This window comes from Pseudomonas sp. yb_5 (assembly GCF_043103865.1).
In the GTDB taxonomy this organism is placed as follows: Bacteria; Pseudomonadota; Gammaproteobacteria; order Pseudomonadales; family Pseudomonadaceae; genus Aquipseudomonas; species Aquipseudomonas putida_Y.
Genome location: NZ_JBICKE010000077.1, coordinates 58855 through 72863, shown reverse-complemented (window position 1 = coordinate 72863; position 14009 = coordinate 58855). Strand labels below are relative to the sequence as shown.

At 62.7% G+C, this 14009-nt stretch carries 11 protein-coding genes; 7 read left to right on the top strand and 4 right to left on the bottom strand.

The features are described 5' to 3' along the window. Positions 1–59: 59 nt before the first annotated feature. From ACF8GF_RS12490 to ACF8GF_RS12480, 3 genes are all read right to left on the bottom strand, one after another. Positions 60–758: an SPOR domain-containing protein gene (locus ACF8GF_RS12490; RefSeq protein WP_053870424.1), complete on the bottom strand. Its 699-nt coding sequence runs from the start codon at positions 756–758 to the stop codon at positions 60–62. A 1-nt stretch (position 759) separates the two neighbouring features. Further along, a complete protein-coding gene (gene argS / locus ACF8GF_RS12485) occupies positions 760–2496 on the bottom strand; it encodes an arginine--tRNA ligase (protein ID WP_209969416.1) in 1737 nt (578 codons plus the stop codon). 187 nt (positions 2497–2683) lie between these two features. After that, a complete protein-coding gene (locus ACF8GF_RS12480; protein WP_392487864.1) occupies positions 2684–4903 on the bottom strand; it encodes a primosomal protein N' in 2220 nt (739 codons plus the stop codon). A gap of 167 nt (positions 4904–5070) precedes the next feature. On the opposite strand from ACF8GF_RS12480, the gene rpmE reads away from it, so the two are divergent. The 3 genes from rpmE (at position 5071) to ACF8GF_RS12465 (ending at position 7557) form a co-directional block, all read left to right on the top strand. Then, complete coding sequence (rpmE, locus tag ACF8GF_RS12475; protein ID WP_003249127.1) at positions 5071–5286, top strand: 50S ribosomal protein L31; 216 nt, start codon at positions 5071–5073, stop codon at positions 5284–5286. A 2-nt stretch (positions 5287–5288) separates the two neighbouring features. Then, entirely contained in the window at positions 5289–6110 is an 822-nt protein-coding gene (locus tag ACF8GF_RS12470) for a thermonuclease family protein (protein WP_176684781.1), read from the top strand. Between the two features lie 178 nt (positions 6111–6288). Beyond that, on the top strand, positions 6289–7557 hold the full coding sequence (locus ACF8GF_RS12465; protein ID WP_003249133.1) for a malic enzyme-like NAD(P)-binding protein: 1269 nt from the start codon (positions 6289–6291) through the stop codon (positions 7555–7557). Positions 7558–7735: 178 nt separating this feature from the next. On the opposite strand, the gene ACF8GF_RS12460 is transcribed toward ACF8GF_RS12465, so the two are convergent. After that, on the bottom strand, positions 7736–10186 hold the full coding sequence (locus ACF8GF_RS12460) for a penicillin-binding protein 1A (protein WP_370844389.1): 2451 nt from the start codon (positions 10184–10186) through the stop codon (positions 7736–7738). Positions 10187–10392: 206 nt separating this feature from the next. Here ACF8GF_RS12460 and pilM point away from each other — a divergent pair, with 206 nt between their 5' ends. The 4 genes from pilM to ACF8GF_RS12440 are packed head-to-tail and all read left to right on the top strand — an operon-like array spanning position 10393 to position 14006. Further along, positions 10393–11274, top strand: a complete 882-nt coding sequence (gene pilM / locus ACF8GF_RS12455; protein WP_176684784.1) for a type IV pilus biogenesis protein PilM — start codon at positions 10393–10395, stop codon at positions 11272–11274. After that, entirely contained in the window at positions 11271–11807 is a 537-nt protein-coding gene (locus ACF8GF_RS12450) for a PilN domain-containing protein (RefSeq protein ID WP_392487863.1), read from the top strand. Before pilM ends, ACF8GF_RS12450 begins: the two co-directional genes overlap by 4 nt. Before the next feature lie 11 nt (positions 11808–11818). Beyond that, positions 11819–12820 carry a pilus assembly protein PilP gene (locus ACF8GF_RS12445; protein ID WP_392487872.1) on the top strand — a complete coding sequence of 334 codons (1002 nt, stop codon included), beginning with the start codon at positions 11819–11821 and terminating at the stop codon, positions 12818–12820. After that, positions 12744–14006 carry a type IV pilus secretin PilQ gene (locus tag ACF8GF_RS12440; RefSeq protein WP_392487862.1) on the top strand — a complete coding sequence of 421 codons (1263 nt, stop codon included), beginning with the start codon at positions 12744–12746 and terminating at the stop codon, positions 14004–14006. Before ACF8GF_RS12445 ends, ACF8GF_RS12440 begins: the two co-directional genes overlap by 77 nt. The last annotated feature ends 3 nt before the right edge of the window (positions 14007–14009 follow it).

The window sequence follows — 14009 nt, the reverse complement described above, 5'->3', positions numbered from 1 at the left end:
GGCTAGCCCGCCCCTATGAAAAAAGGCCTTGTCGCACCGCTGCGGCAAGGCCTTCTTTGTTACTGGCGGGTCTGCCGCTGTTGCAGCAACAGGTTGCTGAAACCGGCCCCAGCCAGCTGCTTCTGAGCCCCGGTCAGCTGCTCGCGGTTGCTGAACGGCCCGACCAGCACGCGGTACCAGGTTTCTTCCTTGACCGTGCCTGACTCCACCTTCACAGACTGGCCCAGCAGGATGATCTGTGCCCGTACCTTGTCGGCATCGGCCTGCTTGCGGAACGAGCCGGCCTGAAGGAAGTACTGCGTGGTTGCCGCCGGCTTGATCACGGGGGGGGGCGGTGGCGGGGTCTGGCCGAGCAGCGCTGCCTGTGCCCTCGCCGTGTCGATTTTCGCCGCTTCTGCAGGCGTCACCGGGGCTACCGGCTGGGCCGGCACTGGTGGCGTTTTCTCCGGTACGGCTTCCGGCGGCACGATCACCTCAGACTCCGGCAGCAGGGTGTAGAAGTCGTACTTCGGCTTCACCGGCTGTTGCGGGGTTGCTTGCGCTGGCTTGCCGGCTTCGGCCGTTTTCGCCGGCTTCTGCTGCTCGGGTTTGGTGCGTTTGATGTCGTCGCCACCGGGTTCGAGCTTCATCAGGAACACGATGAACGCGCCTACGGTCAGGCCGACCGCCAGCCATACCCAGCCGGGGATCGGTTGTTTGGCCGGTGCCGTCTGGCGGCTGGCGCCGCGTTTCGGAGCAGGTTTTTTCTTGGCAGCCAACTTACATGCGCTCCAGGGTTTCCAGGCCGAGCAGTTCCAGACCTTGTTTGAGGGTGCGGCCGGTCAGGGCGGCCAGGCGCAGCCGGCTCTGCTGCTGCGAAGGGGTTTCGGCAGCGAGGATCGGGCAGTTCTCGTAGAAGCTGGAGAACAGGCCGGCCAGGTCGTACAGGTAGCTGCACAGCACATGCGGCGTGCCTTTTTCGGCGACGTTGTTGAGAATTTCGCCAAACTGCGCCAGGCGCGCGGCCAAATCTTGTTCGTGGGCAGCCTGCAGCACGATTTTGCCGTCGACTTCGTCAAAGCCTTTGCCCAGCTTGCGGAACACGCCGGCTACGCGGGTGTAAGCGTACAGCAGGTAAGGCGCGGTGTTGCCTTCGAAGTTGAGCATCAGCTCGAAGTTGAAGCTGTAGTCGCTGGTGCGGTGCTTGGACAGGTCGGCGTATTTCACCGCGCCAATGCCCACCACCTCGCCGATGTGGCGCAGTTCGTCGTCGGCCAGGCTCGGGTTCTTTTCCTTGACCAGCGCGTAGGCGCGCTCCTTGGCCTCGGTGAGCAGGTCGATCAGCTTCACGGTGCCGCCGTCACGGGTCTTGAACGGGCGGCCGTCGGCGCCGTTCATGGTGCCGAAGCCCATGTGCTCCATTTGCATCGGGTGGCTGACGAAGCCTGCGCGGCGGGCTACTTCGAACACCTGGTTGAAGTGCAGGGCCTGGCGCTGGTCGACGAAGTACAGTGCGCGGTCAGCTTTCAACACGTTGCTGCGGTAACGCACGGCAGCCAGGTCGGTGGTCGCGTACAGGTAGCCGCCGTCGGCCTTCTGCACGATCACCGGCAGGGGGTCGCCTTCGCTGTTCTTGAACTCGTCGAGGAACACGCATTGGGCGCCCTGGTCTTCCACCAGCAGGCCCTTGGCCTTGAGGTCGGCCACCACGTTGGCCAAGTCGTCGTTGTAGGCGCTTTCGCCCATCACGTCGGCCATGGTCAGCTTGACGTTGAGCAACTCGTAGGTCTTCTGGCAGTGCGACAGCGAGATATCCTTGAAGCGAGTCCACAGGGCCAGGCACTCGGGGTCACCGGCTTGCAACTTGACCACCAGGCCGCGGGCGCGAGTGGCGAACTCTTCCGATTCATCGAAGCGTTTCTTCGCCGCGCGGTAGAAGTTTTCCAGGTCCGACAGCTCGTCGCTGGTGATCGGGTTTTCCTGCAGGTAGGCCATCAGCATGCCGAACTGGGTACCCCAGTCGCCGACGTGGTTCTGGCGGATGACGTTGTCGCCCAGGAACTCCAGCACGCGTGCAACGCTGTCACCGATGATGGTCGAGCGCAGGTGGCCGACGTGCATTTCCTTGGCCAGGTTGGGTGCCGACATGTCGATCACCACCTTTTGCGCCGGACCGGCTTTGCGCGCACCCAGGTGGGCGTCGGCCAGGGCGGCATCCAGGCGGTTGGCCAGGGCGTCGGTGTTCTGGAAGAAGTTGAGGAAGCCGGGGCCTGCGATCTCAACCTTGCTGATGTCGGCGCTGGCCGGCAGGGCGTTGATCAGTTTTTCGGCGAGGTCGCGCGGCTTCATGCCGGCCGGTTTGGCCAGCATCATGGCGATGTTGCTGGCGAAGTCGCCGTGGGTCTTGTCCCGGGCGTTTTCCACCTGGATCGCCGGCGACAGCCCTTCAGGCAGCACACCGTCGGTGACGAGTTGGGTGAGGGCTTGCTGGATCAGCTGGCGAATGGTGTCTTTCATGGGGATCTCTTTTCGACCGCAAGCGCGGTGAGCGCCTGGATGCGCAGGTGGAAAAACTGGGCATTATCCGTTGCCGGGAGCAGGTTGCCAACCTTTGGGCGGCAAGCTGGAGACCACAAGCTGCAAGAAAAAGCGGCATCGCACCCACCCGGCGCATGCTTGCGGCTGGTAACTCGCAGCTTGCAGCTCAATACAGGTCTACCGGGTCGACATCCAGCGACCAGCGCACCTGGCGCCCGCTTGGCATCTGTTCCAACACTAGCAACCAGGCGCTGATCAGTCGATGCAACGGCGCCCGGGTATTGGCCTGTATCAACAGTTGCGCGCGGAATCGTCCGGCGCGACGCTCCATGGGCGCCGGTACCGGGCCCAGCAGTTCGATGCCCGGCAGGCGTTGTTCGGCCACCAGGCGCTCGGCGGCGGCACAGGCTTCGTCGAGGAAACCTTCGGCCTGCCCCGGCTTGTGTGCTTCGGCACGCAGCAAGGCCAGGTGCGAGTAGGGCGGCAGCCCGGCGGCTTGGCGTTCGTCCAGGGCCTGTTCGGCGAAGGCAAAGTAGCCTTGCTCGGTAAGCTGTACCAGCAGTGGGTGGTCTGCCAGGTGGGTCTGGATGATGACCTTGCCGGGTTCTTCGGCCCGCCCGGCCCGCCCGGCCACCTGCACGATAAGTTGTGCCATGCGCTCGCTGGCGCGGAAGTCGCCGGAAAACAGCCCGCCATCGGCATCAAGGATGGCCACTAGCGTCACCCGCGGGAAGTGGTGGCCCTTGGCGAGCATCTGGGTGCCGACGAGGATGCTCGGCTGGCCGCGCTGGATGGTGCTGAACAGGTTGTGCATGGCGTCCTTGCGCGCCGTGCTGTCGCGGTCCACACGCAGGATCGGGTAATCCGGGAACAGCACCTTCAGGCGCTCTTCGGCGCGCTCGGTGCCGGCGCCGACCGGGCGCAGGTCGACGTGGTTGCATTGCGGGCACTGGTGCGGCAGGCGTTCGTCATAGCCACAGTGGTGGCAGCGCAGCACGCCGGAGCGCTGGTGCACGGTCATGCGCGCATCGCAGCGTGGGCATTCGGACAGCCAGCCGCAATCGTGGCACAGCAGGGTTGGAGCAAAGCCGCGGCGGTTGAGGAACACCAGCACTTGTTGGCCGGCCTCCAGCGTCTGTCGGATAGCCTGCTGCAGCGGGCCGCTGATGCCGCTGTCCAGCGGCAGGCTTTTCACATCCAGGCGCAGCATGCGCGGCGGGCGTGCCCCTCCGGCGCGCTGGTTCATACGCAGCAGGCGGTAACGGCCGGTCAGGGCGTTATGCAGGGTTTCCAGCGACGGGGTGGCGGAGCCGAGCAGGATCGGAATGTTCTCCTGGTGAGCGCGTACCAGCGCCAGGTCGCGGGCGTGGTAACGCAGGCCTTCCTGCTGTTTATAGGAGCCGTCGTGCTCTTCGTCGATGATGATCAGTCCGGGGTTTTTCATCGGCGTGAACAAGGCCGAGCGGGTGCCGATGATGATATCGGCCTCGCCGTCCCGAGCCGCCAGCCAGGCATCCAGGCGTTCGCGGTCGTTCACCGCTGAGTGCAGCAGGGCAATGCGCGCGTTGAAGCGTTGCTCGAAGCGCGCAAGGGTTTGCGGGCCGAGGTTGATCTCCGGGATCAGCACCAGCGCCTGCTTGCCGGCTTCCAGGGTTTCGCGGATCAGTTGCAGGTAGACCTCGGTCTTCCCACTACCGGTGACGCCGGCCAGCAAGAACGCGCCGAAACCGCCAAAGCCTTCGCATACGGCGTCGAAGGCATCGCGTTGTTCTTCGTTGAGCGGCAGTTCCGGTTGTGCCAGCCAGTGCTCATGGCGTAGTGCCGGCAGGTGGCGGCGCGTCTCGACCTGCACCAGATCCTTGGCCAGCAGCAGGTCGAGGCTGTCCTTGTTCAGGTTGAGTTTGGCCAGCAGGCTGTGGGCCACGCCGTGCGGATGCTGGGCCAGGGTCTTGAGGGCGTCGCGCTGGCGCGGCGCGCGGGCAATGCGCGGGTCTTCCAGGCGGGCGCCAGGGGCTATGTGCCAGAAACGCTCTTGGCGCATTTCGGCGGCTTCGCCCTGGCGCAGCAGCGTGGGCAACGCCCAGCTCAGGGTATCGCCCAGGCTGTGCTGGTAGTACTGGGCGGTCCACAGGCACAACTTGAACAGCGACGCTGGGATGGGGGACACCGGGTCGAGCAGGGCGCTGGCTGGCTTCAGTTTGTCGGCGGGCACTTCGCTCTGCGTGCACACTTCTATCAGTACACCGATCATTTCGCGGCGGCCAAAGGGCACGCGGATACGCATGCCAGGGGTCAAGGTCAGGCGCGCCATGCTCGCCGGTGCCTTGTAGTCGAACAGGCGCCGCAGCGGAGAGGGCAGGGCAAGGCGCAGGATGACGTCGGACACGCGAAAAGTCTCGGAGGGCGTTACAAGGACTGGCGAGCCTAGCAGACGACGGTCGGTGCAAGCGACATCTTGCGCTGACGGTGTGCTCTGGTATTATTCGCCGCCTAATTACGTGCGGTATTCAACAATTGGTGTTGGGTGGCGGCACGCAGCTCGAGGAAGTGACCATGAAAGAAGGTATCCACCCGAACTACGAAGTAGTTGCAGTCACCTGCAGCTGCGGTAACAAGTTCGAAACTCGTTCGACCCTGGGCAATGTCCTGTCGATCGACGTTTGCAACCTGTGCCACCCGTTCTACACCGGTAAGCAGAAAGTTCTGGACACCGGTGGTCGCGTACAGAAGTTCGCCGATCGCTTCGGCATGTTCGGTGCCAAGAAGTAATCATGCGCATGGCGATTCCTTCGGGTTTCGCATTGTTGCTGAAGAAGGCGCCCCTTGTGGGCGCCTTTTTTGTGGGCGTTATCTGGCATTTCCCGGTCCTGGCGTTCTGCCCGCAGCCGGATAAACCCCAATGGGTAGCGGTACGACAGGTGGTCGATGGTGACACCTTGCGTCTGGTCGATGGCCGCAGTGTGCGGCTGATCGGCATCAATGCACCGGAAATCGGTCGCAAGGGACGTAGCAGTGAGCCTTATGCCGAAGCTGCCAGGCGGCGATTGCAGGCCTTGGTAAAGGCCAGTGACCATCGCGTCGGGCTGGTGCCTGGTGTTGAAGGCAAAGACAAGTACGGTCGCACACTGGCGCACATCTACAGCCGCAATGGCGACAATCTGCAAGCACAATTGCTTAGCGAGGGCTTGGGCTATCGCGTGGCAATTGCCCCTAATGTGCGTTTCAGCGGCTGCCAGCAGCTTGCCGAACAAGTGGCGCGCCAGGCTGGCGCTGGCCTGTGGCGGCGTTCACCCGTGGTGCCTGCAGGCGACGTCAGGCAGTCAGGGTTCGCTGTTGTACGTGGTCGTATCGAAGGCATCGAGCGAAACCGTGGCGGGGTCTGGCTTACTCTGGGCAGTACCATGGTGCTGCAGGTTCCCGCTCGTCTGCAGCGCAACTTCCCTGCCAGCTTCTTCGATAACCTCAAGGGACGCCAGGTCGAAGCGCGCGGCTGGGTGCTGGATCGTTCCCGCAGGGGTGGCCTCAAGCACGAGCAGCGACGCTGGGTGTTGCCATTGACCGATCCGAGCATGTTGGAGCGTACTTCAGGCTAAAAGATGTAGACATTTCGCTACTGGATTGTACACACTGTAGGTCGTATGCCCCCGTGGGTTGTAGCGTAAAGTCGTAGGCTAAAGGCCTTGACACAAGTGACCGGCCAGTCTTGTGGCTCCCCGGCTCTTTGCGTATCCTCGGCGGTCCGTCAGAACAGTAAATAGCGGAATGCCCACCATGTCAGACCTGAAAACCGCCGCTCTCGAATATCACGCTCAACCTCGTCCGGGGAAACTGAGCGTTGAACTCTCCAAGCCCACTGCCACCGCCCGTGATCTCGCCCTGGCCTACAGCCCAGGTGTTGCAGAGCCGGTGCGCGAAATTGGCCGTGATCCAGAGCTGGCTTACAAATACACCGGCAAAGGCAACCTGGTTGCGGTGATTTCCGATGGTACTGCCATCCTCGGTCTGGGTGACCTTGGCCCACTGGCTTCCAAGCCGGTCATGGAAGGCAAGGGTGTTCTGTTCAAGCGTTTCGCCGGTATCGATGTGTTCGACATCGAAGTCGAGTCGGAAAGCCCGCAAGCGTTCATCGACACCGTTCGCCGCATTTCGATCACCTTCGGTGGCATCAACCTTGAAGACATCAAGGCACCTGAGTGCTTTGAAATCGAACGCACCCTGATCGAACAGTGTGACATTCCGGTGTTCCACGATGACCAGCACGGTACTGCCATCGTGACTGCCGCTGGCATGATCAACGCCCTGGAAATCGCTGGCAAGAAACTGGAAGACGCCAAGATCGTCTGCCTGGGCGCCGGCGCAGCTGCCATCTCCTGCATGAAACTGCTGGTAAGCATGGGTGCGAAGGTCGAGAACATCTTCATGATCGACCGTAGTGGCGTGATCCACGCTGGCCGTGACGACCTGAACCAGTACAAGGCGCAGTTCGCCCACGCGACCGACAAGCGCACCCTGGCCGACGCCCTTGACGGTGCCGACGTGTTCGTAGGCCTGTCTGGCCCGAACCTGCTGAGCCCGGAAGGCCTGAAGTCGATGGCTGCCAACCCGATCGTGTTCGCCTGCTCGAACCCAGACCCGGAAATCTCCCCAGAGCTGGCACATGCCACTCGCAACGACGTGATCATGGCGACCGGTCGTTCCGACTACCCGAACCAGGTCAACAACGTGCTGGGCTTCCCGTTCATCTTCCGTGGTGCTCTGGACGTTCGCGCCAAGCGTATCAACGAAGAAATGAAGATCGCTGCTGCAATCGCCCTGAAAGACCTGGCCAAGCTGCCAGTGCCGAAGGAAGTTTGCGAGGCCTATGGCGTTGAAGGCCTGGAGTTCGGCCGTGAGTACATCATTCCGAAGCCGCTGGATGCACGCTTGATCACCGTCGTTTCCGATGCTGTGGCCAAGGCCGCCATCGAATCTGGCGTGGCTACCCTGCCTTATCCGAAGCATTACCCGCTGACCAGCGTGGATGAAGTGTTCAACGGCTGATTGCCAGCGACACTAAAAAGCCCCGGCTCGCATGAGCCGGGGCTTTTTATTGGGGCTTGGGAATGTGTCAGGGCTGCAGGGTGTTCGTCAGGGCACTTGTGGCGCCTATCAGATCGAGCGCCGCCCGCGCGACGCTCGATTCACGCGCCCACGCAAAACCTGAGTCAGGCGCCCTGCCTTAGAACAGATCCATCGGCGTCGCTTCATCGGCTGGAAGCGGGCTGCCCGGTGCCACGCCATTGCCTAGTTCGTCCACCGACGGCGGTGAATCTTCGGCTTTGAACAGCTCGAAGTAGGCATTCGGTGTGCTCGGCGATGCGGCTCGACCGCTGACCGGGTCGACGCGCAAGCTGAGAATGCCTTCCGGCTCTGCCGGGGCATGCGCAGGCTTGTCCTTGAGCGCCGCGCCCATGAAGCTCATCCAGATTGGCAGTGCCGCAGTCCCACCATATTCGCGGCGGCCGAGGGTTTCCGGCTGGTCGAAGCCGACCCAAACGGTAGTCACGTAATCGGCGTTGTAACCGGAGAACCAGGCGTCCTTGGATTCGTTGGTGGTCCCCGTCTTGCCCGCCAGGTCGGTGCGGCCCAGGGCCAGCGCCCGGCGGCCGGTGCCGCGCTTGATCACGTCCTGCAGCATGCTGGTGAGGATGTAGGTGGTACGCCCGTCGATGATTTGTTCGGCCACTGCCGGCGCTTGCGGCGCCGTGGCCATCTGGCTGAAGGCAGCAGGTGCCTCGCCTGGCATAGCCGCAGTGCTGATCGGCTGCTCGGGGGCGGCCAGGCCCGCCTGATCTTCGGCACCTTGCGGTACGCGGGCCGGGTTGGCGGTGAACAGTGTCTCGCCGCTGCGGCTTTCGATGCGGTCGATCAGGTACGGGGTGATCTTGTAGCCACCGTTGGCAAAGGTACTCCAGCCGGTGGCAATTTCCATCGGGGTCAGGGTAGCGGTGCCCAGGGCCAGCGACAGGTTGCGCGGCAGGTCCTGTTTGTTGAAGCCGAACTTGGCGATGTAGTCGATGGTGCGGTCCACGCCCATGGCTTGCAGCAGGCGGATCGACACCAGGTTACGCGACTTGTACAGCGCCTCGCGCATGCGGATAGGGCCGAGGAAGGTGTTGTTGTCATTCTTCGGTCGCCACACTTTATCCACCGACTCGTCAACGAACACGATCGGCGCATCGTTGACCAGGCTGGAAGCGGTGTAGCCGCTGTCCAGCGCGGCGCTGTAGACGAATGGCTTGAAACTTGAGCCCGGTTGGCGCTTGGCCTGCACGGCGCGGTTGTAGTTGCTCTGCTCGAACGAGAAACCGCCAACCAGGGCGCGGATGGCGCCGCTGTTCGGGTCGAGGGTGACCAGGGCGCTTTGCGCAGCGGGTACCTGGCTGAACTTCAACGTGCCATCTTCGAGGCGTTGCAGGCGCACCAGGTCACCGACCTGGGCCACGTCGGCCGGCGATTGCGGTGCGCGGCCCTGGGCGTTGTTGTTGATGAACGGACGCGCCCATTTCATGGTGTCCCAGGCAACCTGCGCCTCTTGGCCGTCACGGGTCAGCACCTTGAGGCCGGTTTGTTCCACCTGGGTGACAATGGCTGGCTCCAGGCCGCCAAGGGTGCGTTGCTTGCCCAGCTCCTTCAGCCAGGCTGCCGGGGTGCGGCCCGGGAAACGTGCTTCAGGGCCACGATAGCCGTGGCGCTCGTCGTAATCGGAGAGCCCTTTGAGGACGGCCTTGTTGGCCATTTCCTGCATGTCGCTAGGCACGGTGGTCGTGACGCGGAAGCCTTCGGTGTAGGCGTCGCTGCCGTAGCGGCCGACCATTTCCGCGCGTGCCATTTCAGCGATGTACGGGGCATTCACCTCAGGCGTCGGCACGTGGTAGCTGGCGTTGAGCGGCTCGGCCAGGGCGGCCTGGTAGCTGGCCTCGTCGATCTTGCCCAGCTTGTACATGCGCCCGAGGATCCAGTCGCGGCGCTCTTTGGCACGCACCGGGTTGGCCAGCGGGTTGAAGCGTGACGGTGCCTTGGGCAGGCCCGCGATCATCGCCATCTGCGCCAGGCTCACGTCACGGATGGACTTGCCGTAGTACACCTGTGCAGCTGCATCGATACCGTAGGCGCGGTTGCCCAGGTAGATCTTGTTCACGTACAGCTCAAGGATTTCGTCCTTGGTCAGCTCACGCTCGATCTGCAGGGCCAGCAGGATTTCGTTGGTCTTGCGTGAGAAGCTGCGCTCGCTGGTGAGGAAGAAGTTCTTCGCCACCTGCATGGTGATGGTGCTACCGCCGGTCTGGATATGACCGGTTTTCACCAGTTGGGTCGCGGCTCGCATCAGGCTGCCGGGGTCGACACCGTAATGGTTGAGGAAATTGTCGTCCTCGGCTGACAGCAGCGCCTGAATGAATTGTGGGGGAATATCCGCGAAGCGGATCGGCGAGCGGCGCATTTCGCCGAATTCGGCAATCAGCTTGCCATCGCTGCTGTACACCCTGAGGGGGATCTGCAACTGGATGCTTCTGAGGGACTCGACCGAGGGCAGGCTGGGGCTAAGATACAGAAACGCACCGCTCACACCGAGTGCGAGCGCGCAGATGACTGCGACGGAAGACCACCAGAAGAACTTCAGCAGACGTATCAAGGCTTTTCGGTGTCCAGGTTGGGAGTGGATTGCACGCAGGTCCGGTGGACCAAAAAACGCTGGGCATTATAAGCATTTTTCGCCTCTCCGGGTGACCGGCCAGGCTACCCGTCGACTCGATGAGTAGCTCCGGCCCAGTGTTGCCGCGGGGTTGCGACAGGTGGCTGCGCTTGGCAGCTGCAACAGACAGCAAAGGAGTCGCCATGCTTGGACGCTTCGGCAAGGATGCCGGTTCACTCGTGGGGGTGGAAATCACGCCCGACGCCGTTCGGATAATGCAACTGCAGCAGCGCAATCGGCGCTGCCGTGTGATGGGGGCGGCACAAGAGCTGTTTCAGACGCCGCTGGCCGATGACTGGGTCGCAAAGCCTGAAGTGGTGGTGGCTGCGCTGCAGCGAGCTTATCGGCGCAGCGGCATCAGGCAACGCCGGGTGGCGCTGGCGCTGCCGGCGAGTCAGGTTATCTGCAAGTTGTGCCATCTGCCCGTGGAGGAGGATGGGGCACAGTTGGAGGCGCAGTTGCTAGCCGATGCAGAGCGGCTGTTTCCGTTCCCGCTGGAAGACCTGGCCCTGGACTTTCAGGTCATGGGGGCTTCCCATGACCAGCCAGATTGTTCCGAGGTGATGGTTGCTGCCTGTCGGCAGAGTGCGCTGGCGTCACTCGAAGCCGTCGTCGAGGAGGCGGGTTTGCAGTTGGAAGCCGTCGAGGTCGACAACATTGCCTTGTGCCGCATGTTGCCACGGGGCGGCCTTGAGGGAGCAGCACTGCTGCGTGTCGAAGCCCGCAGCGTGACCCTTCATGACTGGCAGCCGGGCAGGGCGTACCAGCGCTTTGAACTGCAAACGGCTGGCCCGGACATGAGCGGGCAATGGCCAGAGCGCCTGCAGGCTTTGCTTGCCGGGCAGAGCCTGCCCGCGGGGTTGTGGGTTGCCAGCAGCTCATCGATCAATCCGGGCTGGCTGCAAGGCCTTGGCAGCCGGCTGAATGTGCCGTGCACGTACCTGCCTGGGCTGGCAGGGCTTGAACATGTCGATGGGTCGATGCTTCTGGCCTGCGCCTTGGCCATGGGAGGGTTGCGCCCATGATGCGGCTGAACCTTCTGCCCTGGCGCGAACGGCAGCGTCAGGCGGCGCTGCGGCGCTTTCGAGGCCAGCTGGTTGCTGGCGCACTGTTGGCTTTGTGCGCGGTGATGCTGGTCGATCAGCTGGCCCGCCAACGCGGGCAGCAGCAGGTGTTGGCCAATACCCAGCGCCAAGCGACCCTTGGCGTACTGGGTGAGCAGTTGCAGCCGCTGGTCGAGGTACGTGCACAGCATGAAGCGTTACTTGCCCGTGCGGTGGCTTTGGAAGGCCTGCGTGCCCATCAGGATGTATTGGCCGGTGTGTTCGCCGACCTTGAAGGGGCGCTGCCTGAAGGTGTGCAGCTACTAGACCTGAGCCTTGATAGTGGCCGCTTGCAAATGACAGGGGTGGCTGCGTCCGGTGCTGTGGTTGCGCAGTTCATGCGCGATTTGAACCGCTCGAACGTTTTGCTCGATCTGGAACTCAAGCACATCAAGAGCCTACCGGACGGCGATGAGTTTTTGCTGACCGCTCGCGTTGCGGCGTTTTGGTCGTGAGTGCAGCACAGATGCTCGCTTGGCTGGCGGTGGTCGAGCGCTCAGGCCGCTTCCGACGGCTGGCGCCAGTGCTGGTAGCTGTTGTGCTGTTCGGCCTCGGCTGCGCGATACGCCTGCCCCCACTGTTACAGCAGCAGGCGCGTGAGGATGCCAGGCATGTCGAGCTGAGCCAGCTGCAGGCAGCCAGTGCATCGCAGTTGGCAGAACTGGAGCGGCTGAAGGCTTTAGTGGTGCTTGTCGAGCAGCGGTTGCAAGAGGCGTACTGGTATCTGGCTGCCGGGGAGAGCATGAGCGACCTGCTTGAGCGGCTGGCAGTGTCGGGGCATGCGCATGGCTTGCTTGTCGAGCGCCTCGATGTAGGTGAGGGCGAACAACAGGGCGGGTTCAGCAAGGTACCGCTGGTGGTGCAAGTGGTAGGGCGTTATCCGGCCTTGCGGTTGTGGCTGGACGACTGGTTAGGCCAGGCACGGGTTCTGCGCAGCAGTGACATGAGTCTGGCAGCCGTTGATCGCCAGCCTGGGTTGTTGCGTCTGCAGTTGCGGGTTGATGCCTATCACGCGGCTACGCCCATGAAGGCACCTGCAATGCTGGCGCACCTGCCGGCAAGGGCCGCAATGGCTGCACCTGAAGTGGATCCGTTTGCTCCCGCTGCGGCGCGAGTGGCCAGCGCCGGTCTGGTCGGCGTGCCGTTGGCGCAGCTGGAAATGGTCGGCAGCCTGGCGCGCGGGACGGCGCGCGAGGCACTGCTGATGGCGGCTGGCAAGCTTTATCGCGTGCGTCCGGGTGACCGGGTAGGGCGCGATCAGGGGGTAGTGATGCATATAGACCAACGCCAGGTCGAAGTGCGTGAGCGGCTGTTCATGGCGGGGGTATGGCACGAGCGCACAGCGTTCATCACCCTCGCCAAGCGCCTGGGCAAGGAGGCCTCGGACCCGAATGAGAACATGGATGAAATACCTGCTGGCAACCCTGTTGTCGATCCCGTTGGCTTCGGCGACGCCTCATCAGGGTGAGCCCCTGTCGCTGAACTTCCAGGATGTTGAGGTGCGAGCAGTGCTGCAGGTGCTGGCTGACTACGCCGGCGTCAACCTGGTCGCCAGTGATGCAGTACAAGGCAGTGTCACTTTGCGTTTGCAGGATGTGCCGTGGGATCAGGCGCTTGATCTGGTGCTGCGCAGCAAGGGCCTGTCCCGGCGTCAGGAGGGCAATGTGCTGTTGGTGGCGCCTGCAGCCGAGTTTGCCACGCAATCAGCAGACGCCCGTGTGAGTCAGGTGCTGGATGGGCACCTGCAGCCACTGCGTCGGGAGCTGCTGCCCATTCACCACGCCAAGGCCGCCGATTTGGCGCAGTTGCTGCAGACAAGTCTGGAGGGTGACGGCATCCCCACGGGTAGCCTGAGTGTCGATGAGCGCACCAATACGCTGGTGGTGTATCTGCCCGCTGAGCGCCTGGCCGAGTTGCGCCAGTTGGTGGCGCAGTTGGATGTGCCGGTGCGCCAGGTAGCGATCGAGGCGCGTATCGTCGAGGCTAACGTCGATTACGAGAAAAGCCTGGGGGTACGCTGGGGTGGGCCGCTGTACGGCGAGAAGCTGCGGCCTGGCAAGGAACTGTTCGTCGACCTCGGCCTGGAGCGTGCCGGCAGCAGTATCGGTCTTGGTTTGTTGCGCGGTGACGTGTTGCTGGACCTGGAACTCAGTGCCATGGAAAAAAGCGGCAACGGCGAAATCATTTCGCAGCCCAAGGTGGTCACGGCTGACAAGGAAACGGCGAGGATCCTCAAGGGTACCGAGGTGCCTTACCAGGAAACGAGCCAAAGCGGCGCTACCTCGGTATCGTTTCGCGAAGCCTCGCTGTCGCTGGAAGTAACGCCACAGATCACTCCGGACAACAAGGTGATCATGACCGTCAGGGTGACCAAGGACGAGCCGGATTACGTCAATGCCTTGAACAACGTACCGCCGATCCGCAAGAACGAGGTCAATGCCAAGGTTCGTGTGGCTGACGGCGAAACGATCGTGATCGGTGGCGTCTACTCGACTTCGCAAAACAATGTAGTCGACAAGGTGCCATTTTTCGGCGATCTGCCGTATGTTGGGCGGCTGTTTCGACGCGATGCATTACAAGAGAAAAAATCCGAGCTGCTGGTCTTCCTGACTCCGCGTATCATGAGTGACCAGGCGATTGCTGTGAGTCGTTGATTC

Excerpts from the sequence above, each read along its gene's own strand:
- argS (WP_209969416.1), bottom strand. The coding sequence starts at position 2,496 with ATGAAAGACACCATTCGCCAGCTGATCCAGCAAGCCCTCACCCAACTC.
- rpmE (WP_003249127.1), top strand. The coding sequence starts at position 5,071 with ATGAAAGAAGGTATCCACCCGAACTACGAAGTAGTTGCAGTCACCTGC.
- ACF8GF_RS12470 (WP_176684781.1), top strand. The coding sequence starts at position 5,289 with ATGCGCATGGCGATTCCTTCGGGTTTCGCATTGTTGCTGAAGAAGGCG.
- ACF8GF_RS12465 (WP_003249133.1), top strand. The coding sequence starts at position 6,289 with ATGTCAGACCTGAAAACCGCCGCTCTCGAATATCACGCTCAACCTCGT.
- pilM (WP_176684784.1), top strand. The coding sequence starts at position 10,393 with ATGCTTGGACGCTTCGGCAAGGATGCCGGTTCACTCGTGGGGGTGGAA.
- ACF8GF_RS12450 (WP_392487863.1), top strand. The coding sequence starts at position 11,271 with ATGATGCGGCTGAACCTTCTGCCCTGGCGCGAACGGCAGCGTCAGGCG.
- ACF8GF_RS12445 (WP_392487872.1), top strand. The coding sequence starts at position 11,819 with ATGCTCGCTTGGCTGGCGGTGGTCGAGCGCTCAGGCCGCTTCCGACGG.
- ACF8GF_RS12440 (WP_392487862.1), top strand. The coding sequence starts at position 12,744 with ATGAGAACATGGATGAAATACCTGCTGGCAACCCTGTTGTCGATCCCG.